This is a genomic window from Rhizobium sp. TRM96647 (assembly GCF_025780115.1).
Taxonomy (GTDB): Bacteria; Pseudomonadota; Alphaproteobacteria; order Rhizobiales; family Rhizobiaceae; genus Mycoplana.
Genome location: NZ_JAOXHF010000019.1, coordinates 31591 through 54642, shown reverse-complemented (window position 1 = coordinate 54642; position 23052 = coordinate 31591). Strand labels below are relative to the sequence as shown.

Genomic DNA, 23052 nt, shown 5'->3' with positions numbered 1-23052 from the left:
TCGTCCCGGTCCAGTCCCCAAACGGATAGAGCGCGATGTATGATCTGAGCTGTGCCAGCGTAACCAAGAAGTTCGGCGCCTTCACCGCCGTGTCGGATGTCTCTCTCGACATTCCCTCCGGCTCCTTCTTCTCCATTCTCGGCCCTTCCGGCTGCGGCAAGACCACGCTGATGCGAATGATCGCCGGCTTCGAAAGCCCGACATCGGGCGATATCCGGATCAAGGGCGAAAGCGTCGTGAAGGTCGCCCCGAACAAGCGGGCGGTCAAGATGGTGTTCCAGCATCTGGCGCTCTTCCCGATGATGAATGTCGGCGAGAACATAGCCTATGGCCTGCGTTGCCGGGGCGACGCAAAGGCCGACATTCCACGCAAGGTGGCTCGCGTGCTTGAACGGGTCGGCCTGCCGGGGGTGGAGAACAAACAGATCAGCCAATTGTCGGGCGGCCAGAAGCAGCGGATCGCCATCGCGCGCTGCATGGTGCTGGAACCGGATGTGCTGCTGCTGGACGAACCGCTCGGCGCGCTGGATCTGAAGCTGCGCGAGCACATGAAGATCGAGTTGAAACAGCTTCAACACCAGTTCGAGACGACCTTTCTCTACATCACCCACGACCAGTCCGAGGCACTGGTGATGTCGGACGCCGTCGCCGTGATGAATGCCGGCCGGTTCGAGCAGATCGGCAGTCCGCGGGAACTCTATGACGCCCCTGTCTCGGGTTTCGTCGCCGGCTTCGTTGGCGATTCCAACTGCCTGCACGGAAAGCTCGTCGAGATGCGCGGCCAGGAAGCCGTCGTCGAACTCGATTGCGGCGGCACGGTGCTCGGCCACGTCTTCGATGCCAGCCGGGCCGGCGACGCCGTCGAGGTCTTCCTCAGGCCCGAGGCACTGGCGATCGGAAGTGGTGCCGACGGGATCAGGCTCGACGGCACCGTCGACAGCCTGCTGTTCAACGGCGCCAGTTCACGCATCCTGGTGCGGACGGAAAGAGGCCAACTGATCGAGATCGCCGATCCGCTGGCGGCCTCGACCGTCGGCCAAGGCGACGCCGTGGCGCTTTCCTGGCGGCCGGAACGTGCGCGCATCTTCGCCGCCCGGAGGCACGCATGACGGGACGCGATGCGGGGCGCTTGTCGCTGATCCTGCTGATGACGCCTTTCGCCCTGTGGATCGGCCTGCTGATCCTCTTGCCGCAGATCGGCATCGGTTATGTCTCGCTGCGCGAAAAGGTCGGCTTCAACCAATATGAATACGGCTTCGCGAACTACGCCGCCTTCTTCGGCGAGCCGATCTACCGCAACACCTTGCTGCGCACAGCCTGGATCTCGATCCTGGTGACGATCCTGGCGTTGATCATCGGCTTTCCGGTGGCCTACTACATCGCCAAGATCGCCCGGGAACGCAGCCGTGCTGCCCTGTTCCTGATGTGCCTCATCCCGCTCTGGGTCAGCGACCTCGTGCGCGCCTACGGGTGGATCGTGCTGTTGCGCGAAACCGGGGTGATCTCGACCACGCTTGTCAGCCTGGGCGTCATCGCCCAGCCGGTGGAAATGCTCTACAACGACATCACGGTCGTCATGGGCCTCGTCTACACGGTCATCCTGTTCATGATCGTGCCGCTGGTCTCCACGTTGCAGGGGATGGACGACGCATTGCTGGAGGCCGGCTATAACCTCGGCGGCTCGCGGCTCACCGTGTTTCGCCGCATCGTCGTCCCCTATGCGATGCCGGGGATCGTCTCGGGCTGCATCATCACCTTCATGCTGGCAGCCGGCAGCTACCTGACGCCGATCCTGCTGGGCGGCAAGAATTCCAGTTGGTTCACCGAACAAATCTACAACCAGTTCATCACGCGCTACAACTGGGAGGCCGGAGCAACCTTTGGCGTGTTGCTTCTGGGGTTCACCTCCCTCGTCGTCTGGGCGGGCCTGCGGCTCACCGGACAGAGCCTCGCCACCACCGTCGCCAAGGAGTGAACCGATGCGCACCCCGGCCCATCTCCTGTGGATCTACCGCGCCTATGTGCTAATCTTCTTCCTGTATCTGGTGGCGCCGCTCGTTGCCGCCGGCGCATTCGCCTTCAACGATTCGCTTTTCCCCGCCTTGCCTTGGCAGGGCTTCACGCTCGACTGGTTCTTCTCGCCGACCGAACCGAAACTCGGCCTGTTCCACGACGACAGGCTCCTGCGCGGGCTCGGCAATTCCGTCTTTATCGGCGTGATCGTCGCTGTGCTATCCGTCATCGCCGGCACCTGCAACGCGTTCCTGTTCGTGCGCAAGGACTTTCCGTTCAAGGCGGCGCTCTATATCCTGATGGTCGTGCCCCTGGTCATCCCGGGCGTCATCCTCGGCATTTCGATCCTCGTCTTCGCCTCGATGATTGCCAATTTCGCCGACCGCGAACTCGGGCTGTTCCTCACCTGGCTGAGGCCCGGCATTCCGCTCGTGGTCCTGGGGCAATTCTCTTTCCTGACGACAATCACCTCGCTGGTGATCGCGGCGCGATTGCAGAAGTTCGACGTGTCCATCGAGGAAGCCGCCTTCAATCTCGGCGCGAGCGGCCTGCGTGTGCTGATGACGATAACGCTTCCCTTCCTGGCTCCGGCACTGTTCTCCGCCTTCGTCGTCGCCTTCCTGGTCTCGTTCGAGAATTTCAACACCACGCTCATGCTGGTCGGCTCGGACGCACCCCTGACAGTCACCATGTACGACCGCATGGTAAAGGTCGGCTCGACGCCGGTCCTCAACGCCGTGTCAGTGGTGCTGATGCTCGGTTCCGGGTTTCTCGCGCTGATCAGTGTTCTAGCTCAGCGTGAGCGCACCTCGCCATAAGCGGGGAGGGTGGGGGAGCGATTCACCTATGTGGCCACCTGGCAAGGCTTCGTCTACGTGACCTAGCGACAAATGCTTTGCATTTGCGCGGACGTCCTCGACGCCCTGGAGCAGGCCCTTCATGAGCGGCGTCCCGTTCATGGCGGTGCGGTTGATTCGCGGATCACCAGCGAATAATCCACTTCATAGTGGTTCGGGACCTTGTGCCCCTCGAGACGGGCTAGGATGTATTCGCCTGCGCCCTTCCATGTGAGATCGGTCGGCACATGGAGCGTGGTCAGCGCCGGGCGCAGATGGCGGCTCCATTCGAGATCGTCGAAGCCGACGACGGACAGGTCCGAGGGCACATGAAGCCCTCTGCGCTCGGCCTCCAGCATGACGCCATAGGCAAGCACGTCGTTACCGCAGGCAATCGCCGTCGGCACATCCTCGACGGAGAATATCTGCCTTGCCGCCTCGCGCGCGTCGTCGAGCGTATAGCGAACCTCGACATGCCATTGTGGCGGCAGGTCCATTCCGTTTTCCGCAAGTGCCCGGCGAAAGCCACGGAGACGCGCACTGGCGCGGTCGTTGTTGCGCTGGAGTGCGCTGACGACACCGATACGGCGATGGCCGATCTCGATGAGGTGCATCATGGCACGATGGGCTGCGGCCTCGTTGTCGACGCCGATGCTCGGATGCGGCTGGTTGGGATTGTAGATGCCGACATTGATGAAGGGGATGTCGCGGCTGACCAGCAGATCGCGAAGCATCTGATGATGACAGTCGCCGCGGAGGATTAGCCCGTCAACGCCGCGGCTGATCAGGTTGCGCGCCTGTTCCAGCTCCACGTCGATGTCATAGCCGTTGGTCGACAGGATGAGCATGTATCCTTGCGAGGACAGGAAGTTCTGCAGGGAGGAAATGCCGCGCGCAAACATCGCGTTGTCGATCGTCGGAATGATCGCGCCGATCGTGCGGGTGCGGTTGCTGGAAAGGGCGCGGGCCATGCCGTGCGGCACGTAGCCCGTCTGGTCTATGATGGTCTGGATACGGGCGCGCAACTCCTCGCTGACACTGTGCGGGTTGTTGAGCGCCCGCGAGACGGTCGCGGTTGAAACGCCGGACAGCTTGGCCACGGTCCGTATGCCGGTCTTTTCCTTGTCGTTGCCCATGAGTGCGGCCCAAATATGTAACGTTACATATGTTTGCGCCGTTCATCACGCAATTGTCAAACGGAAAATCCTTGCGTTTCGGCGCGTTCTTTCTCAGCCAGGCTGGTTGACAGAGAAAAGCTCAATGGGATATGTAACCGGTTACATCTTGATCGCGCTCGGGAGGAGCGTTGAAGATGCCGCCGCCGGCGGCCAAAGTGGAGGAAGCCATGCCGACAAGACATTCAATCCGCTCCGTTGCCGTCTCGCTGCTGCTGTGCGGCGTCGCAACCTCGGCGTTTGCCTTTGACTGGAAGGCGCATGAAGGGGAGACCGTCTCGTTCCTCGCCAACAATAATCCCTGGTCGCAGGCGGTTCTATCCTACAAGGATGAATTCACCGCGCTGACCGGCATCAAGCTCAAGGTGGACTCCTATCAGGAGCAGCAGATGCGTCAGCGTCTCGTCACCGTGCTGAATTCCGGCAGCGACGAGGTCGACGTCTTCATGACGCTTGCATCCCGCGAGGGGCAGCAGTTCGCCGCGTCCGGCTGGTATGCGGACCTCTCTGCCTATGCGCAGGACGCCGTGGCGCCGGAATACGACTTCGCGGGCATAAGCCCGGCTCTCGTCAAGGCCGCGACCTTCGACGGCAAGCTGACCAGCGTTCCGCTCAATCTTGAAGGCCCGCTGCTGTACTACCGGACCGACATCTTCGAAGCGTGCGGGCTTGCAAAGCCGGCTTCGCTTGACGACGTGCGCGCCGCCGCCGAGAAGATCAAGGAATGCGATTCCGGCGTCACGCCCTTCGCCTCGCGCGGCTTGAAGCCCGCGATTGCCTATACGTTCAGCAACGTGCTGCACAATATGGGCGGCACCTATATCGTTGACGGCAAGTCGGCGCTCTGCTCGCCGGCGGGCCAGAAGGCGATTTCCTACTACGGCGACCTGATGCGCGAATACGGTCCTCCGGGTGCGGCGAACTACAGTTTCTACCAGATTTCCGCGCTCTACCGCAGCGGCCGCGCCGCCATGGCGTTCGAATCCTCCAACGAACTGCGCACCATCATGGAAGGCGGCGAACGCCTGAACGACACGGAGGTCCTGGCGCTGCCGGCCGGCGAGGCGGGAACCGTTCCGACGGCCATCGGCTGGGGCCTGGCGATCTCCAGTCACAGTGCGAAGAAGGATGCGGCCTGGTACTTCGTGCAATGGGCGTCGAGCCCTGAAATGCAGAAGCGCCTGGCGCTCCAGGGCGTTGCCTCGCCGCGCGCCTCGGTCGCCTCGGAAGAGGAATACAAGGCCTGGATCGCCGAGGCGCCGGTGCGGGGGAGTTGGCAGGCAGCACTCGGTGTCCTTGCGTCCGACGGTTCCTCGGAGGTCGGCTACCCGATCGTAGCCAACCCGGAATCACGCGACTATATCGGCCAGGCCGTGCAAGACGTGCTTCTCGGTCAACGGTCGGTCGAAGAGGCATGCGCCGCTGCCGACAGCGCGCTCGACGGCCTGATCGCCCGCAAGTGATGCATCTGCCGGGCTCTGCTCTGCAGAGCCCGGTATCCGACGAACTCGCCCACTGGAAAGACCTGATCATGACACCAGGCTCGACCAATAGCCAGGGACGGCAGCTTGCTGCCTTGTCCGCACCGGCGGTCATCTTCACCGTCGCGATGATCGCCTTCCCGGTGGTCTACACGATCTGGCTCGGTTTCCATTCGTATTCGTCGACGGGCGAGGCGCGCTTTTCGGGCGTCGAGAACTATTCTGCGCTCGTCGCCGACGGCGAGTTCTGGAACGGGCTCTATGTCACCTTCGCGCTCTATTTCCTGTCCATGATCCTGCAGCTCGTTGCCGGCATCTATCTTGCCATGCTGCTGTTCCATTCCAAGCGGCTGTCGGGCTTGCTGCGCTCGCTTCTGATCTCGCCCTTCATGATGCCGCCTGTGGTCGCGGGCATGATGTGGCTCGTCATCCTCGACCCCTCGCTCGGTGCAGCGAACTACCTTCTGGAATCCCTCGGCCTGCCGGCATCCGAGTGGCTGGCGTCCCCGACCTGGGTGATCCCGACCATCGCTTTGATCGACACGTGGCAGTGGGCGCCCTATGTCGCGCTGATCGTGCTCGGCGGCCTGCAATCCCTGCCGCCGAGCGTCTACGAGGCCGCACAGATCGACGGTGCCTCGCCGTTCCGCATCTTCCGTCGCATCACGCTGCCGCTGCTGCTGCCGACCATCGTCACCGCCGCGGTGCTGCGGAGCGTCGACCTGCTGCGCTTCTTCGACATCATCTACATCACAACCCAGGGCGGGCCGGGCAATGCCTCGAACACGCTCAATATCTATGGTTTCCGGGTCGGCTTCGAGTTCTTCAACATCGGGTATGCCAGCGCGCTCATGATCACGCTTTCGGCCATCGTTCTAGCCGCCGTTCTCGTGCTCAATCGCCTGCGCAACGCGGTCGCCTGGTAAGGAGACGACGATGAACGATCATTCAAGCTCAGGCCGCTGGCTGCACTGGCTGAACACGGTTCAGCTGACGATTGCCGGCATCCTCATCCTGGCGCCGACCGTCTGGATGGTGCTTTCCTCCTTCAAGCCCTCCTTCGAGGTAACGGCCTATCCGCCGACGCTGTTCTTCCAGCCGACTTTCGAAAACTACGTGACGCTCTGGGAGACGACGGCGTTCCTCTCCTATGCAGTCAACAGCTTCGTCGTGACGATCGGCTCGACACTGCTCGGCCTCGCCTTCGGCATCCCGGCCGCCTTTGCGGTCTCCTGGTCGCGGGTCACCTGGCCGGCCGTTTTGACGCTTGCCGCCCGCATGGCACCCGGAACCCTTTTCCTGCTGCCCTGGTACATCATGTTCCGCGAGGTCGGCCTGATCGGCTCGTACACGGCGCTGATCCTCAGCCACGCGGTCATCACCATGCCGATCGTGATCTGGGTTCTGCTGCCCTTCTTCGACAACATTCCGCGCAGCGTCTTTGAGGCGGCACAAATGGATGGTTGTTCGGTGACTCGCATTCTCTGGCGTATCGCCATGCCGCTCGTCGGCTCCGGCGTCGCCGTCGCGGCGATCCTCGCCTTCGTCTTTTCGTGGAATTTCTTCCTCTTCTCGCTGATCCTGTCGAACTCCGACACGAAGACGCTGATTGCCGCCGCCTTCAACTTCGTCGGTGAAGGCTCGACCCAATGGGGCTCGCTGATGGCGGCCGCCACACTTATCGCGCTGCCGCCGCTTGCGCTCGCGATCCTTGTCCAGCGTTGGCTCGTTGCAGGGCTGACCCTCGGCGCCGTCAAGGGATGACCAGGATGATTGACACAAGAAATGCCCGCATGCGCGCCTCCGTCTTCCACGGTGACCGCAGGATCACCATCGAAACGCAGGACCTGCCGCCCGTCGGCCAAGGCGAGGTTCTGGTCAAGGTTCTGCGCACCGCACTCTGCGGCTCTGACTTCAAGCTCTGGCACAAGGGGGCGGAGTTTACCGCCGGCCACGAGATCTTCGGCGTCGTCGAACAGCCGGGCCATCCGCGCCACGGACAGCGATGCGCGGTCTATATACCGGTGCATTGCGGCCACTGCGACGCCTGTGCTTCGGGCGACACGCAGATGTGCCTCGAGGTGTCGAGCCTGATCGGCTGGAACCGGCCGGGGGGATATGCCGAATATGTGCCGGTTCCGGAAAACTGCCTGCTGCCCGTACCGGACGACATCGAGGACGACCTTGCGCCGCTGCTTCTCGATACGATCGGGACGTCGGCCCATGCGGTCCGCTTCGCCATGCCCCTGGTTCCTCCCGAAGGGCCTGCGCCGGTTCTTGTGACTGGTGCAGGCCCGGTCGGGCTCGGCGTGGTGCTGGCGCTCTCGAGCCTCGGCTATACGGACATCCACGTCAGCGACCCGAACGAGGAGCGCCTCGCGATTGCGGCCTCCTTCGGCGCCCGGCCGCATCCGGTTGGCGCGCGCGACAAGCGCTTCAAGCTGATCTTCGAATGCTCCGGTGCCCATGCGGCCCGCAATCTCGGCATCGAACTGGTGCTGCCGCGCGGCGCGCTGATGCTGGTCGGAGAGAACGCGGCGCCCTGGACCATCGAGGAAGGCAAGATCTTCCGTCGCAAGGACTTTTACATGATCCGCACCTTCTATTTCCCGGTCGGCGACTTCGAGCCGAATGTCGAACTGCTGCGCGCCAACAAGGAACGCTATCGCCGGCTCGTCGATGCCGCCTTCGGCCTCGACGAGTTGCCGGAGAATTTCGCCCGCTTCGCCGAAGGCAAGCTCATCAAGCCCGTCCTTTCGTTTGGGTGACATCATGGCCTCGATCAGCATCAGGAACATCGCCAAGAAGTTCGGCGAATTCACCATCATCCCGGGTCTCGACCTGGAGGTCGCCGACGAGGAATTCGTCGTATTCGTCGGCCCGTCGGGTTGCGGCAAGTCCACGCTGTTGCGCATCATTGCCGGCCTCGAGCCGTCCACCTCGGGTGAGCTCTTCATCGGCGAGACCAGGGTCAACGACGTACCGGCCGCAAAGCGCGACATCGCCATGGTCTTTCAGGACTATGCGCTCTATCCGCACATGACGGTCTATGACAACATGGCTTTCGCGCTCGAACTGCGCGGAATGAGCAAGGCGGAAATCGACCAGCGCGTGCGCCGGGCAGCCGGTCTTCTGCATATCGAACCCTATCTCGACCGCAAGCCGAAGGCGCTTTCCGGCGGCCAGCGCCAGCGTGTCGCCATGGGCCGCGCGATCGTACGCGATCCGAAGGTCTTCCTGTTCGACGAACCGCTCTCCAACCTTGATGCAAAGCTGCGCGGCCAGGTGCGCACCGAGATCAAGGCGCTGTCGCAGGAGCTGAAGACGACCATGATCTTCGTCACCCACGACCAGGTGGAGGCGATGACCATGGCCGATCGCATCGTCGTCCTGAAGGGTGGTGAGATCCAGCAGTTCGGGCGACCGGAAGAAGTCTACGAAACACCCGCCAACCAGTTTGTCGCGGGCTTCATCGGTTCCCCGGCAATGAACTTCTTCAATATCCGCCGAGCGGGCGAAGGCTTCGTCTTCGAAGGCGCTCCGGATCTTGTCGCCCCGGTGCCGGAGGCGCTGAAAGCCGCACTTGGCGCGAGGACGGAGGCGGTACTCGGCATCAGGCCGGAACATCTTGTTCCCGTTGATGGCGGCACCGGCGTGCTGCCCGTCACGATCGATCTGGTCGAACCGCTCGGCTCTGACACGCTGACGCATTTCGATCTCGCAGGCGTGCGCACAGTCGCCCGCGTCAATCCGGAACTCCGGCCGAGGGCCGGTGACAGGCTGACGCTCGCGGCGCAAGCCGGCAAGGCGCATGTCTTCGACCGCGCGGATGGAAAGGCCATCCGATGACCCGCCCGGCAAGCATCCCCGAGGGGGCTTCGCCTTCGGTCATCTGCCTCGGGCTCTCCGCGCTCGATCGCATCTGGCGGGTGGAGACGCCGTTCTCCGGAGGCAGCGAGAAGATCCGCGCGGGCGAGCATCTGACGGAACCGGGCGGCATGGCGGCGAATGCCGCGGTGGCGGTCGCAAGGCTCGGCGGTGTGGCAGCCTTCTGGGGGCGGGCAGGGGATGACGAGGCCGGCCGCATCATGGCCGACGATTTCGCCGCCGAAGGTGTGGATACAAGCCAGTTCCGCCGCTTCGAGGGCGGGGCATCCTCCGTTTCCGGGATTATCGTCGACGCCAGCGGCGAGCGCCAGATCGTCAATTTCCGCGGCCGCTATCCGGCTGATCCCGCCTGGTTGCCGCTCGGCGATCTTGCGGCCGACTGCGTGTTGGCCGATCCGCGCTGGCCGGAAGGCGCCGAGGCGCTCTTCATCGAAGCACGCCGGCGCGGCATACCGACTGTTCTCGACGGCGACGTTGCCGAGAGCGCAGTCTTCGAGCGCCTGCTTCCGCTGACTGATCACGCCATCTTCTCCGAACCAGGATTGCACGGCTTGGCGGGCAAGGATGTCGAGGCGGCGCTGGTACGCGTGGCGGATTTCGGTTGCCGGATGGTCGCGGTCACCCGCGGCAGCGACGGGGTCGTTTGGCAGGACGTTTCCGGTAGGCACGAAATGCCGGCGCCATCCGTCCGCGCCGTCGATACCACAGCCGCCGGCGATGTGTTCCACGGTGCCTATGCCTTCGCGATCGGCGCCAGGCTCGGCATTGCCGAAGCGCTCGGCTTCGCCAGTTCCGTTGCCGCTCTGAAATGCACACGCCCCGGTGGCCGCGCTGCGATCCCCACCCTCGATGAATTGAAGTCAGCTTGAAAGGAAACGTTAGATGCTCTCCCTAGGTAAAACCCGTGGCCTCGCCCGTCTCGCCAACAAGAACGGCCACTTCTGCATGGTGGCGCTCGACCAGCGGCCGCCACTCTTCGAAGCGCTTGCCGCCGCACGCGGCATCGACAAGTCGCAAGTCCCCTTTGCCGACATGATCACGGCAAAGCGCCTTCTCGTCGAGAACCTCGCCCCCCATTGCAGCTCGATGCTGTTCGACCCGAACTACGCCATTCCCGCAGCGATCGACGTGCTGCCGCCGGAATGCGGGTTGATCGTGACGCTGGAGGACCATCGCACGGAAGAGACCGAGGGCGGCCGCAAGTCCAAGGTCATCGCCGACTGGAGCGTCGAGAAGATCCGCCGTCTCGGCGGCGATGCGGTGAAGGTGCTCGCATGGTACCGCCCCGACGCATCGGCCGACGTCCTCGAGCATCAGAAGGAGTTCGTGCGCAAGATTGGTGAGGATTGCCGTCGCCACGACATTGCCTACGTGCTCGAACTGCTCGTCTTCCCTTTCCTCGGTACGGCCGGACATACGGCGGACTATGTCGAGTCCCCGACGAAACTGCCGGAACTCGTCATCGAAAGTGTGCGCGAATTCGCAAAGCCGGAATATGGCGTCGATCTCCTGAAACTCGAAAGCCCGCTGGCTGCAAACAGCCTGCCGGTGCGTGACGGCAGTGAAGCCGCCCTCGCGGCCCAGCGGGAATTCGATGCGATCGGAAAGATCTGCGCCGACGCGGGCATTCCGTGGGTGCTGCTTTCGGGCGGCGCTGCAACGGAAAAATTCGAACTGGTGCTCGACTATGCCTATGCCGCTGGCGCTGGCGGCTTTCTGGCCGGCCGCACCATCTGGCTCAACGCGATCCGCTCGCATTTCCCGGATACCGCAGGCGTGTCCAAGGCGTTGAAGGACGAAGGCGTGGCCGTGGTAGAGCGCTTGAGCGCACTCACCTCCGCCAAGGCACAGCGCTGGACGCCACTTGCTCCGGCTTTCCAGGAAATCCGGAACGAAGGCGATTTCGCGACGAGCTACGCCGCGGCCTGAGGCACGCATAATACAGAAGGAAAGAGATCATGGACGATCGATCGACACGGCCGGTTCCGGCACTGAAGGACAGGTCCCTCCTGACCGACAAGGCATTCGTGGCCGGACGGTGGATCACGGCGGGGGACGGCAAGACCATCACGGTCACCGACCCGTTCGACGGTGCGGTCATCGCCCATGTTCCCGATCTCGGCCTGGATGTCGTGCGGCAGGCAATCGATGCTGCCGCACTGGCCCAGGTCGAATGGGCGACGCGGTCCGCCAAGGAGCGGGCCGCCGTGCTCAAGCGCTGGTATGAACTGATCGTGGAGAACGCCGACGACCTCGCGCAGATCCTGACCGCCGAGCAGGGAAAACCGCTCGGCGAAGCCAGGGGTGAAATCATCTCCAACGCGGCCTATCTCGAATGGTTCGCCGAGGAGGGCAAGCGCCTCGACGGCGACATCATCCCGGGCCCCGGCCGCAATCAGCGCATCATGGTGCTGAAGCAGCCCATCGGCGTCTGCGGGGCCATTACGCCCTGGAATTTTCCGAACGGCATGATCACCCGCAAGGCGGGCCCGGCACTCGCGGCCGGCTGCACCCTGATCCTCAAGCCCGCCGCCCAGACGCCGCTTTCGGCCCTGGCGCTCGCGGTGCTGGCGGAACGTGCCGGCGTGCCGGCCGGCGTCTTCTCGGTCATTACCGGCGAGGCGCGAATGATCGGACACGAATTCTGCCACAACCCCAAAGTGGCCAAGATCACCTTCACCGGCTCGACGGCTGTCGGGCGCTGGCTGATGAAGGAAGCGGCAGACGGCATCAAGCGCCTGTCGCTGGAACTTGGCGGCAACGCCCCGTTCATCGTCTTCGACGACGCCGACATCGATGCTGCGGTCGAGGGCGCCATGATTTCGAAATTCCGCAACGCCGGACAGACCTGCGTCTGCGCCAACCGCATTTATGTGCAGGAGCCGGTGGCGGAAGCATTCACCACCCGGCTTCTGGCGAAGGTCGCGGAACTGAAGCTCGGTCGCGGCACGGAAGCAGGTATCAGCCAAGGGCCGCTGATCGATGAGCGGGCCGTCACCAAGATGGAAGAGCATGTCGCCGACGCCCTGTCCAAGGGGGGCAAGGTCCTGACCGGCGGCAAGCGCAGTGCACTTGGCGCCACCTTCTTCGAGCCGACGGTAATGAGCGGCATCACGCAGGAGATGAAGGTCGCCAGGGAGGAGACTTTTGCACCGCTCGCCCCGATCATCACCTTCCGCGACGAGGCGGAAGTCATCGCCATGGCAAACGACAGTGAATTCGGCCTTGCTTCCTATTTCTATTCTCGCGATCTCGGCCGCGTCTGGCGGGTGGCCGAGGCGCTGGAGGCAGGCATGGTGGGTGTCAATACGGGCATGCTCGCGAACGAGATGGCGCCCTTTGGCGGCGTCAAGCAGTCCGGCATGGGCCGCGAGGGTTCGTCCTACGGCATCGAAGGCTTCGTCGAGCTGAAATATGTGGCCGTGGCCGGTATCTGAGAGACTGAAATGCACGATCCCTTTTCCTTTCCGCCCGGCTTCCATGCGGTCGTCATCGGCGGGGTAGGCGGCATCGGCTCCGCCATCGCTACGCTCTTCCACCTGCGCGGCGTGAAGGTGACGGCGACGGGGCACGATCAGGCAGCGCTCGACCGTTCGTCGCTCGCCGCCTACCCGGAAATCGCGCTCGAGATCCTGGATGTGACCTCGGACGAGGCGGTCGGCGCATTCGCCGGCCGTTTCGACCGGGTCGACACCCTCGTCAATTGCGCCGGCATTCTGGCGCGGGACGAGGAATTCAAGATCGAAACCTTCCAGCGTGTCCTCGACGTCAACCTGACGGGCACGTTCCGCACTGCCATGGCGTTCCGTCCGCTTCTGGCGGCAAGCGGAGGCTCGATTGTCAACATCGCCTCGATGAACGCCTATTCCGCGCTGCCGCGTATCCCCGCCTATTGCGCCAGTAAGGGCGGGGTCGTCATGCTGACCAAAGCGCTGGCGATCGCCTGGGCGGAGGATGGTATCCGCGTCAACGCGGTGGCGCCGGGCTTCATCGAGACCGCGATCAACGCCGAAGGGCGCAAGGACACGGCGCATCGTGACCGTATCGCCGCACGTACGGCACTGAAGCGCTGGGGAACGCCCGACGAGGTGGCCGGTTCGGTCGTGTTCCTGGCGATGCCGGCGTCGCGCTATGCCACCGGCACGGTCTATGTCGTCGATGGCGGCTTCCTCGCGGGCTGATGAACACCATGGAGCACCTTTCTTTGCCGGTTGCGCTCAAAAGTGTGGAATCCCACGTCTTTCGCGTGCCGCTCGCAAAGCCCGTCTCCACATCCTTCGGGACGATGCGCGACCGACCGGCCGTGCTCGTCAGGCTCGAGGATACGGACGGTCATGCCGGTTGGGGCGAGATCTGGTGCAACTGGCCGGCCTGCGGCGCGGAACATCGGGCAAGGTTGCTCATCTCTGACATCGCGCCGCGCGTGCTGGGCAAGCCGCTCCCGGCGCCTGCCGACCTTTGGACCGAGCTATCGGCCGCAACGGAGATCCTTGCCCTGCAGACCGGAGAGACCGGCCCCTATGCACAGGTCATCGCCGGCTTCGACATGGCGTATTGGGACCTGACGGCCCGCCGCCAGGGCGTGCCGCTCGCCGAGGCGCTCTCTCCCGGCGCGGACCGTGGCGTCCGAGCCTATGCCAGCGGCATCCATATCCTCGACGCCGAGGCGGTCATCGCGCAATCGCGCTCGGTCGGGTACCGAGACTTCAAGGTGAAGGTCGGCTTCGACTTCGACCGCGATCTCGCCCTCATCCGCAACCTCTCGGAAAACCTCCGTACCGGCGAGAGGCTCCATGCCGACGCCAACCAGGGCTTTACGCCGCAGGAGGCGGGTGCGTTCCTGCTGGCGGCGGAAGATCTCGGTCTCGGCTGGATGGAGGAACCGGTTCGCGTGGACGCGGGGCCGGCCGTCTGGGCGGAGCTTGCGCGGCTGACGGCGATCCCGCTTGCCGGCGGCGAGAACCTGATCGGGCTTGCCGCCTTCGACACTGCGATCGCTGCGGGACATCTCTCGGTCATCCAGCCGGACGCCGCGAAATGGGGTGGGCCGAGCGGTTGTCTCGCCGTTGCCAGGGCGGCGCTGCGTGCGGGACGGCGCTATTGCCCGCATTTCCTCGGCGCAGGCATTGGCCTCGTCGCGTCCGCCCATATCCTTGCGGCAGCGGGCGGTGACGGCCTGCTGGAAATCGACGTCAATCCCAACCCTTTGCGGGACGCCGTCACGCCTGCCTGGCCGGATTTGGCTGAAGGCCGGGTCGCCTTGCCGGATGCGCCGGGCATCGGGGTCGAGCCGGATCTCGGGCGGCTGGAGCCGTTTCGAACGGCACTGTTGCGGGCCGGCGACGCGACATGATCACGGGTGCAGGCCTTTTCGCCTTCGTCGTCCTGTCCTTCGTGGCTGCGTATGTGCAGACGCTCACCGGTTTCGCCTTCGGGCTGCTGCTGATGGGAGCGGTGGCGCTGACGGGACTGATCCCGTTCCTCGATGCCGCGATCGTCACCAGTCTGCTGACGCTGGTGAATGCCATGGTGGTGCTCGCGCGTGGCTGGCGCGACATTGCCGCAAGGCCCTTCCTGATGTCGCTTTCCAGCGCCCTGCCGATGATCGTGGTCGGCTACGCGCTGCTGGAGTTGCTCGCCTCGACCTCGCTGTCGGTGCTTCGCCTGACATTGGGCGCCGTCATCATCGTGTCCAGCCTGCAACTCATACAGCGCCCCGCACCACTCGCCCGGCAATCCCGGGGAGCAAACTTCGCCTTCTTCGGCGCGCTGGCTGGCCTGATGGGTGGGCTCTTCTCGACGGCTGGCCCCCCGCTCGTCTTCCAGTTCTACCGGCAGCCTCTTTCGCATGTCGTCATTCGCGAGACGCTCGTGGCGATCTTTGCCGTCAACTCGCTGTTCCGTCTCGGTCTCGTCGCGGCCAGTGGCGACTGGCAGCATGATGCCCTGATCTGGACGCTTGCGGGCGTGCCCAGCGTGGTTGTCGCTTCCTATCTCGCGCGGCGTTGGCCGCCGCCGCTGGCTCAGAAGACATTGCGCAGGCTGGCATTCGTCCTGCTGCTCCTCTCCGGTCTTTCGCTGATGGCGCCCGCGCTGGATTTTGGTGCATGACCGACCGGGTCGAGCTGACCGCACTCTGTCGGAATATATGCGTTTCAGATGCTGTCGACGCTCAGGCTGGAACACGCGCGCAGGCAGTTGCGAGAATGGTCAACGATTTCCTGCTCTTGTAAACAGAACGGATGCTGAGCATGTGCCCACCGTCCGCTCAGATGGCAGCCTTGGAGGCAGAGGTAGCAGGGTGGGCGCGACCATGCTGGTTCTCGCCGCGCTCTTCGTTCCGGTCGCTTTCCTGGCTGGCATCACCGGCGAACTCTACCGCCAGTTCGCGGTGACGATCCTCGTGACGATCGCCTTCTCAACGATCAATCCCCTCAGGCCTACGCCGAAGCACAAGACCGGGGCATTCGCAAAGCTGAACGGGTCTGGATGCCACCCGCCGCTTCTATCTTCGACTGTTTTCTATTTTTGCCCACCGTCTCGCGATCACCGGCGTTCTCTTCGTCGCGATCGTCGGCGGCATCTACGGCTTCTATCGCGTTCTGCAGACGGGCTTTATTCCGGCCGAGGACCAGGGGATGTCTGTTCGTGAATATACAGCTTCCGAGCGCGGCCTCGCTGGAAAGAACCTGGCGGACGATAGCAGACGTCAGCTCCCTCCTTGAGCGAACTCCGGGAATTGGCAACACGATCGGCATAGCCGGAGCCGGCATGGTTGGCGGCGGTGGCTCGAACGGTGGCATGATCATTTCCGCACTGACGCCGTGGAGCGAGCGCGGATCGGACCAGAGCGTCTTTGCTCTCATTGACCGGCTTCGTCCCGAGCTTGCGGCGATTTCGACAGCTTCGATCGTGCCCTCAACCCACCTGCGATCCCCAGGCTGGATGCGAACGGCGGCTTCGACTTCCGTCTTCAGGCACGGAGTGGACAAAGCCAGCAGGAATTTGCCGAGGTCATGCGCGGCCTGATCATTCGCGCGAACCGGACGCCCGGCCTCTGTAAGTTTGATGGAGCTGATCTACGGGACGGAAAAGTCAGCGAGCCAGGAGCGCAATCTGGCGGTTGTCGAGGGTTTTGCGGCCCGACTTGAGGTGTTGCCATATGATGACATAGCGGCCATCCATACGGGCCAGCTGCGTGCTGAAATCGCTCGGAGTGGAATGCCTATTGGGCCGTATAGTCAACTGATCGCGGGACACGCGCGCTCCCGCGGATTAATCGTGGTGACAAACAACCGGCGCGAGTTTGGCCGCGTGGCAGGCTTACGCATCGAAGACTGGACCATCTAAATCGCTCTTGCGATCACTACCGGCTATATAAGCAGGCAAGCCTAGACACTACAATGAATTGCCGGGTCGGAGGTTCTGATCTCATCAGGAGCCGAACGCTTCAGGTCAGCTGAAGTCCTCGATAGGTGGCATTTTCGCGAAACGTGAACTCGCGTTCGATTTCTGCCGTCAGGTTCACGCCCAGTCCCGGGGTGCTGGGCGGCCTCAGCAGTCCATCGGCTATCCTTAGCGGTTCAGCTAGCAGGTGGTGGCGTAGCGGAAAGGGCGGGATCGGATACTCCGCAAGGCTTGCGCCCAGCGCGAAGGCGCAGTGATAATTCGACATGAGACAGGCGGCTCCGCCCCACGCATGAACCACCGTTTGAACGCCCTTCCGCTCGGCATGACGTCCGCTTGCGAGTACCGCTCCGATGCCGCCGAGCACGGTCGCGTCGGGCTGACAGATGTCGTAGCTTCCCATGTCGATCAATTGCCTCATCTCCTCCGGCGTCGTCACGATCTCACCGCCGGCCACGGGGACATCCGTGCGCTGCCGCAATTGATGAAAACCCTCGAGACGGTCGGGCCCGAATGGTTCCTCCAGAAAGGCCGGATGCCTGTGGCCGTCGTCGGACAGGGCGTCGAGGAAGCCTAAGGCCTCATCGACTGTCTGGCTTGGCAAGGCGAGGTTCTGGGTCATGTCGATGGCGACGTCTATGCTGCGTGCTCTTGCAAGGGCCATGATCTCGCCGGCATGGCGCGCCTGATGGGCGCGGCTGCGGATCTTGATCGTTCCGATGCCGAGATCCGCCAGCTGGTCCAGTTCGCCCGCGATATCTTCCGGCCGGCGCACCGAGCCTCCGCTACCGTAAAGGGCAAAGGGCTTGGCCGGGTGCTGCGAGAGAAGCTGGTAAAGCGGCTTGCCGGCCAGCTTCGCCCGCGCATCCCAGAGCGCGATCTCGATGGCGGAGATCACGTGCCGGGCCGCGCCCTGAGCCGACCAATAGCTGGTCGCGAGCGTGACGTCGCGGATGATGGCATCCGCGTCCGAAAGGTCGCGGCCCACGACGACGTCCGAAACCAGTTCGACGATAGCCGTGAACACCTTGGGCGCGAAGACGCCGAGATAACCCTCTCCGACCCCGGTCGCGCCCCCGCTCAAGGTCAGTTCGACCATTGAGCAGTTGCGGAAGCCGGTCGGCAGCCGGCTGGTGATCTCCGTGCTCCAGGGGTGGCCATAGGGTGCCGAGAGCAGTACCGGCCGCAGGCGCTCGATCCGGGGCATTTCCCGTTTATCCGGTGATGCGCATGGACATGCCGCCGTCTATGGTGAAGGTTTCGCCGGTCACGAACTCGTTGCGGATGAGTTCGAGACCGAGTGCCGACACGTCTTCGACAGAGCCCTCGCGGCGCAGAGGAATGCGCTTTTCGAGATTGTGCGCCTTGGCTTCCGGCGTCATTGCCTGATGGAAGCGCGTGCGAATGATCCCGGGTGCCAGAACATTGACGCGGATCCCCTCGGTGCCGTGATCGAGGGCAAGGGCCTTCGCCATCGGGATCAGGGCGCCCTTCACAGTCTGATAGGCGACAGTTCCTGGGCAGCCGCGCAGGCCGGAGACGGACGAGACGAGCAGGACGGCGCCGCCGCTTTGCGCCAGATAGGGATGTGCCGCGCGGAACAGGTGGAAGACCGGATGCACATGGATGCGGAAGGCAGCCATCCAGTCGTCCTCGCTGATGTCGATCGCCTTGCCGGGAGCGGGGCCGCCCGCCGAATGGACAAGGACATTGCAGCCGCCGAAGCGATCGACCGCCTGGGCCACGAGGGAAGCTGCTGACGCCGGTTCGGCAACATCGGCATAGGCGAGAAGGACGCGGTCGGCCCCGTAGGCCAAAAGAAGTTCTTCGGCCTCCGGCGTCGACGAGCGCCCGTTGACGAGAACCTTGCCTCCTGCGGCGAGGAGATCGCGGGCAATGGCAAGGCCGATGCCGCGCGTACCACCCGTTACGATTGCTATGCTGCTGGACAGATCAAACATATGAACCTCAAATGCTTATGGTCAGGGGAAAGATGGTGGAAACCCGCCATCTGGCGTCAGATGCGTTCGCCCGTTGCAGTATCGAACAGGTGGCCATGGGCTGCGCTCGGCCGCAGATGAACCTGCTGGCCCGGCGTGAAGTCGTGTCTTTCACGGAAGACGGCAACCAGATTGGCGTTACCGACCCGGAAGACGACCTGGGTTTCTGCCCCGGTCGGTTCGATGACGGCCACCTGGGCGGCTACGCCATCGCTGGCGATGTCGATGTGCTCGGGCCGGATGCCATAGGTCACGGCGCGGCCGTCCTCGACTGTGCGGTCGCCGGAAATCGGAAAGCGTCCGACTTCGCTTTCGAACATCGCGCCGTCCGCCGTACAGGTGATGCGGCCGGGAATGAAGTTCATTGATGGCGAGCCGATGAAGCCGGCCACGAACATGTTCCGGGGCTGATCGTAGAGATGCAAGGGCGCGCCAGCCTGTTCGATGATGCCATCGTGCATGACGACGATTTTGTCTGCCATTGTCATGGCCTCGACCTGATCATGGGTCACGAAGATCGTGGTCGTCTTCAGACGCTGGTGAAGCTCCTTGATTTCAGTGCGCATCTGCACTCTGAGCTTGGCGTCGAGATTGGACAGCGGTTCGTCGAACAGGAAGACCTGCGGATCGCGCACGATCGCGCGTCCCATGGCGACGCGCTGGCGCTGGCCGCCGGAGAGTTGGCGCGGATAGCGGTCCAGAAGATGGCCGAGCCCGAGTATGTCCGCGGCGATCTTGATACGCTGATCGATATGACCGGGATCGGCCTTCTTCAGCCGCAACGAGAAGCTCATGTTCTCGGCAACGGTCATATGCGGGTAGAGCGTATAATTCTGGAATACCATGGCGATGTCGCGGTCCTTCGGCGCCATCTCGTTGACGACCTGCGGACCGATACGAACTTCGCCATCGGTGATGGTTTCCAGGCCCGCGATCATGCGCAGCAGCGTTGACTTGCCGCAACCAGACGGCCCGACGAGCACGACGAATTCGCCGTCGGAAATCTCCAGATCGATCCCGTGGATCACGTCGAGCGCGCCATAAGACTTGCGCACGTCGTTCAGGCTGACCTCGGCCATTCCGGCCTCCCTTCTTGTGCTGGTCCGGTGTCCGGCCAGTCTTCTGTTTGGCTCTGCGAGGAACCTATTTGTCGATGTCACCGGTCAAGCCGCCCACGACATAGCGTTGCAGGGTCACGAAGATGACGATGATCGGGAGTGCGAGCACGGTGGACACGGCCATGAGGTTGTTCCACTGGGTGCCGTAGTCGCCGATGTAGCGGCTGAGCGTCACGCTGATCGGCTGCATCTGCTCGTTGGTCGCAAGCGTCAGCGCGAAGACGAATTCGCCCCATCCGGTGAAGAATGTGATCGTTGCCGCCGAGATCAGGCCACCGCGCACGGTCGGCAGGACGATCCTGGTGAAAGCCGTCCAGCGGTTGCAGCCGTCAAGCAACGCGGCGTCGATCAGCGTGCCGGGCACAGTCAGGAAATAGGGGCGCAGAACCACCAGCGCCAACGGAATGGTGAGGCTGGTGTTGGCGAGGATCAGGCCCCAGTAGGTGTTGACCAGCTTCAATCCGCTGAACAGCGTAAAGAGGGGCAGGGCGATGTTGATGGTCGGCATCATCTGCGCCACCAGCATCAGGAAGACGATCCAGCCCGTGTAGCGCAGGTGAAGTCGCGCAAGGGCATAGGCAGCCGGCGTCGCCAGAAGCAGCGTGAGCACGGTCGTGCCGGTCGCGACGATCAGGCTGTTGCCGATGGAGCGCAGCACGGCAGCATCGCCGAGCACGACATTGACATAGGCGTCGAATGTCAATGGGTTCGGAAAGATGTCAGGCGGATAGCGAAAGAGGCTGGCCGGTTCCTTGAGGCTGGTTGCGATCATCCAGTAGACGGGAAACAGGTAGATCGCGGCGATCGCAAATGCCAGGACCGACCAGATCCACGGATTTCTGGCAAGGATCTGTGGAAGCGAGCGGCGGGTCACAGGTGCTGCTCCTTGCGGATCATGAGGTAGTAGACGACAGCGATTGCGAGCGGCACGATCAGAAGCAGCGTCGTTGCGACTGCGCCCTCGCCGAAGCGGAAATATTGGAACGCCTGTTCGTAGGCGTAGATCGGCACCACCTTGGTGGCCGAGGCCGGTCCGCCGCGCGTCATGATGTAGATCGTGTCGAAGGTCTTGAACGTGTAAATGAAACTCAGCATGGCGGCCGTCAGGATGACCGGACGCAGCATGGGAATGGTGATGTAGCGCGTCCGTTCCCAGGCGGTGGCGCCGTCGATTCGGGCGGCCTCGTAGAGGCTTTCGGAAATGGCGAGCAGGCCGGCGACCATCAATAGCATGGCAAGTGGCGCGCCGGACCAGACGGTCGCGATGATCACGCCGGCCATGGCAGTGTATTCGTTTGTCAGCCAGTAGACATTGCCCGGATAGCCGAGGCTGCGGATGACGAAATTGACGATGCCCGTATCGCCGTCGAACATCCATCGGAACACATTGCCGCTGACGACGCTCGGAAGGATCCAGGCCAGCAGGATCACCGCTCGCAACGCTCCGGAGCCGGGAAAGCTGCGGCGCAGCAGCATGGCGAGCCAAAAGCCGACGACGAGGATCAGCACGACGCTGATGGTGGTGTAGAAGAGGCTGAACCCCAACGACTGCCACATCTCGCTGCTGGCGAAGACACGCCGGTAGTTGTCGAATCCGACGAATTTGGCATCGCCGCGGATCAGCGCCCGCGCGGTCACGTCACGCAGACTGAGCTGGACGTTGTAGACGAGCGGGTAGACCGCCATGGCAAGCACATAGATCGTCGCCGGTGCCAGGAACAGATAGTTCAGGTTGAACCCAAACCTAACCGCCTTGCCGCGCCCGGGGGCGGCTCCAACCGCCCCCTTGTCGTTCTGCGCGCTGCCGCTCATCGCGCCAGCAGCTCCGCAGTCTTCCGGTCGAGTTCGGCCAGCGCGGGCTTCAGGTCACCACCGCCGATCGCAACCTGCACGACCTGCTGCACATTGGGGAAGAACTCCGGTGCGGCTGCGAGTGGGCCCGTGGGTGCCCAGCCGTTGGCAAGTTCCTTGATGAAGGCACCGAATTGCGGATCTTCGGCCCATCGTTTCGATTGCCCCACATCGATGCGGGCGGGCAGCTTGCCGCGAGCGGGCAGATAGAGGTTTAGCGTCTGCTCGGTCTGGAAATACTCGATGACCTTCCAGGCTTCTTCCTCGTGCTCCGTCGTCGCGCCGACTGCAAGATTGTCGCTCTGCATCAGCGTCGCAGGCTTGGCATCGACCGGGATCGGAATGATCCCCCAGTCGAGGTTGGGCGCCTCCTGTGCCATCGCGGCCACATAGGTGGCGGAGTTGATCATCATGGCGGCGTTGCCGGAGATGAACTGGTCCTTGACGTCGTCCTCGGTCCAGTTCAGCGAACCGCGCGAGACAGCACCTTTCTCAATCAGCGCGCGCCATTGTTCTGCCGCACGAAGGCCCTCCGGACTGTCGAATTTCTGCGGGTCGACGCCCGCGCCCAGTGCGCGAATGATGAAGGCGTTTGCCCCTTCGCTACCGGTGATCGCGCTGAAGGCCAGACCATAGCGAGTGCCGTTCGACAGGGATTCTGCCACCGTTTGCATCTCGTCCCAGGTGGTCGGCGGCTTCACTCCGGCCTCGGCGAAGATCGCCTTATTGTACCAGATGGCATAGGCATCGGCAAAATGGGGGATGGCATAGGTTCCGCCGTCATACTGTGTCAGATCCCACATCACCGGATAATACTGGGCCTGCTGGCCCCACTTCTCGACATAGCTCGACAGGTCGACGATCAGCCCGGCATCCGCATAGGCGGAGGTCTCCCAGTTTGCTGCGACCAGCAGATCCGGACCGTCTCCGCCGGTTGCCGTCTGCAGCAGGGTGCGGGTGTAGTCTCCACGCGGAATGTTGCGCCGCTCGAATGTCACGCCGGGATTTGCCTCGGAATAACGCTTCAGCGCATTCTCGACGGCATCGCCGCGAATGCTGCCGGCGGGACCGTAAAAATCCCACCAGGTCAATGTCACCTGCTCCTGGGCATTCGGGGCGGTCGGCCCCATCAGTCCAAGGCCAATTGCGAAAGCCACACGGGTAGCCATCGACGGTCCAAACGCACGCGTCATAGTTCACTCCTCCCATCTAGGCCCTGCCGTCCCATCGGCGAGGGCTCCTCCCGGCCGTTTACGGCACAACTGACTACTGTATCGTTTTAC

The 23052-nt window shown here is 63.2% G+C and carries 21 protein-coding genes and 2 pseudogenes; 16 read left to right on the top strand and 7 right to left on the bottom strand.

All coding sequences use genetic code 11. The features are described from left to right. Nucleotides 1–35 precede the first annotated feature (35 nt). Genes OCK02_RS24025 through OCK02_RS24015 form a run of 3 tightly spaced genes read left to right on the top strand, consistent with a single transcriptional unit; the run spans nt 36 to nt 2831 of the window. On the top strand, nt 36–1109 hold the full coding sequence (locus OCK02_RS24025) for an ABC transporter ATP-binding protein (RefSeq protein WP_263815222.1): 1074 nt from the start codon (nt 36–38) through the stop codon (nt 1107–1109). Further along, nucleotides 1106–1975, top strand: coding sequence for an ABC transporter permease (locus tag OCK02_RS24020; protein ID WP_263815221.1), 870 nt, complete (start codon nt 1106–1108; stop codon nt 1973–1975). Before OCK02_RS24025 ends, OCK02_RS24020 begins: the two co-directional genes overlap by 4 nt. 4 nt (nt 1976–1979) lie before the next feature. Next, on the top strand, nt 1980–2831 hold the full coding sequence (locus OCK02_RS24015; protein WP_263815220.1) for an ABC transporter permease: 852 nt from the start codon (nt 1980–1982) through the stop codon (nt 2829–2831). Nucleotides 2832–2968: 137 nt separating this feature from the next. Here OCK02_RS24015 and OCK02_RS24005 read toward each other — a convergent pair whose 3' ends face one another. Further along, the gene (locus tag OCK02_RS24005) at nt 2969–3985 is read right to left on the bottom strand and encodes a LacI family DNA-binding transcriptional regulator (protein ID WP_263815219.1); all 1017 of its coding nucleotides are present in this window, start codon (nt 3983–3985) and stop codon (nt 2969–2971) included. A gap of 209 nt (nt 3986–4194) precedes the next feature. Here OCK02_RS24005 and OCK02_RS24000 point away from each other — a divergent pair, with 209 nt between their 5' ends. The 13 genes and pseudogenes from OCK02_RS24000 to vapC all read left to right on the top strand — a co-directional run. Then, the gene (locus tag OCK02_RS24000; RefSeq protein WP_263815218.1) at nt 4195–5487 is read left to right on the top strand and encodes an ABC transporter substrate-binding protein; all 1293 of its coding nucleotides are present in this window, start codon (nt 4195–4197) and stop codon (nt 5485–5487) included. A gap of 68 nt (nt 5488–5555) precedes the next feature. Further along, a complete protein-coding gene (locus OCK02_RS23995) occupies nt 5556–6431 on the top strand; it encodes a carbohydrate ABC transporter permease (protein ID WP_230807493.1) in 876 nt (291 codons plus the stop codon). Between the two features lie 10 nt (nt 6432–6441). After that, complete coding sequence (locus tag OCK02_RS23990; RefSeq protein ID WP_263815217.1) at nt 6442–7269, top strand: carbohydrate ABC transporter permease; 828 nt, start codon at nt 6442–6444, stop codon at nt 7267–7269. Nucleotides 7270–7274: 5 nt separating this feature from the next. Then, on the top strand, nt 7275–8273 hold the full coding sequence (locus OCK02_RS23985; protein ID WP_263815216.1) for an alcohol dehydrogenase catalytic domain-containing protein: 999 nt from the start codon (nt 7275–7277) through the stop codon (nt 8271–8273). Nucleotides 8274–8277: 4 nt separating this feature from the next. Then, nucleotides 8278–9354, top strand: coding sequence for an ABC transporter ATP-binding protein (locus OCK02_RS23980; RefSeq protein WP_263815215.1), 1077 nt, complete (start codon nt 8278–8280; stop codon nt 9352–9354). Beyond that, nucleotides 9351–10262 carry a sugar kinase gene (locus OCK02_RS23975; protein WP_263815214.1) on the top strand — a complete coding sequence of 304 codons (912 nt, stop codon included), beginning with the start codon at nt 9351–9353 and terminating at the stop codon, nt 10260–10262. The genes OCK02_RS23980 and OCK02_RS23975 overlap by 4 nt, the downstream gene beginning before the upstream one ends. Nucleotides 10263–10275: 13 nt before the next feature. Beyond that, nucleotides 10276–11322 carry a tagatose 1,6-diphosphate aldolase gene (locus OCK02_RS23970; RefSeq protein WP_263815213.1) on the top strand — a complete coding sequence of 349 codons (1047 nt, stop codon included), beginning with the start codon at nt 10276–10278 and terminating at the stop codon, nt 11320–11322. 29 nt (nt 11323–11351) lie between these two features. Continuing rightward, entirely contained in the window at nt 11352–12830 is a 1479-nt protein-coding gene (locus OCK02_RS23965) for an NAD-dependent succinate-semialdehyde dehydrogenase (protein WP_263815212.1), read from the top strand. A gap of 9 nt (nt 12831–12839) precedes the next feature. Further along, nucleotides 12840–13574, top strand: a complete 735-nt coding sequence (locus tag OCK02_RS23960; RefSeq protein WP_263815211.1) for an SDR family NAD(P)-dependent oxidoreductase — start codon at nt 12840–12842, stop codon at nt 13572–13574. Nucleotides 13575–13582: 8 nt separating this feature from the next. Beyond that, the gene (locus OCK02_RS23955) at nt 13583–14746 is read left to right on the top strand and encodes a mandelate racemase/muconate lactonizing enzyme family protein (RefSeq protein WP_263815210.1); all 1164 of its coding nucleotides are present in this window, start codon (nt 13583–13585) and stop codon (nt 14744–14746) included. Then, nucleotides 14743–15504, top strand: a complete 762-nt coding sequence (locus tag OCK02_RS23950) for a sulfite exporter TauE/SafE family protein (RefSeq protein ID WP_263815209.1) — start codon at nt 14743–14745, stop codon at nt 15502–15504. The genes OCK02_RS23955 and OCK02_RS23950 overlap by 4 nt, the downstream gene beginning before the upstream one ends. A gap of 196 nt (nt 15505–15700) precedes the next feature. Then, a pseudogene (locus tag OCK02_RS23945) lies at nt 15701–16451 on the top strand (efflux RND transporter permease subunit); the annotation flags it as partial. After that, nucleotides 16447–16743 (top strand): annotated as a pseudogene (gene vapC, locus OCK02_RS23940) (tRNA(fMet)-specific endonuclease VapC); the annotation flags it as partial. The pseudogenes OCK02_RS23945 and vapC, both read left to right, overlap by 5 nt. Nucleotides 16744–16843: 100 nt before the next feature. On the opposite strand, the gene OCK02_RS23935 reads toward vapC, so the two are convergent. The 6 genes from OCK02_RS23935 to OCK02_RS23910 form a co-directional block, all read right to left on the bottom strand. Beyond that, entirely contained in the window at nt 16844–18007 is a 1164-nt protein-coding gene (locus OCK02_RS23935; RefSeq protein ID WP_263815208.1) for a mandelate racemase/muconate lactonizing enzyme family protein, read from the bottom strand. A 7-nt stretch (nt 18008–18014) separates the two neighbouring features. Beyond that, entirely contained in the window at nt 18015–18761 is a 747-nt protein-coding gene (locus OCK02_RS23930; RefSeq protein WP_263815207.1) for an SDR family NAD(P)-dependent oxidoreductase, read from the bottom strand. A 56-nt stretch (nt 18762–18817) separates the two neighbouring features. Beyond that, a complete protein-coding gene (locus OCK02_RS23925) occupies nt 18818–19879 on the bottom strand; it encodes an ABC transporter ATP-binding protein (RefSeq protein ID WP_263815206.1) in 1062 nt (353 codons plus the stop codon). A gap of 64 nt (nt 19880–19943) precedes the next feature. Further along, nucleotides 19944–20792, bottom strand: a complete 849-nt coding sequence (locus OCK02_RS23920) for a carbohydrate ABC transporter permease (RefSeq protein ID WP_263815205.1) — start codon at nt 20790–20792, stop codon at nt 19944–19946. Then, nucleotides 20789–21730, bottom strand: coding sequence for a carbohydrate ABC transporter permease (locus OCK02_RS23915; protein ID WP_263815204.1), 942 nt, complete (start codon nt 21728–21730; stop codon nt 20789–20791). Before OCK02_RS23915 ends, OCK02_RS23920 begins: the two co-directional genes overlap by 4 nt. Then, nucleotides 21727–22938 carry an ABC transporter substrate-binding protein gene (locus OCK02_RS23910; protein WP_263815203.1) on the bottom strand — a complete coding sequence of 404 codons (1212 nt, stop codon included), beginning with the start codon at nt 22936–22938 and terminating at the stop codon, nt 21727–21729. The genes OCK02_RS23915 and OCK02_RS23910 overlap by 4 nt, the downstream gene beginning before the upstream one ends. Nucleotides 22939–23052: the final 114 nt, after the last annotated feature.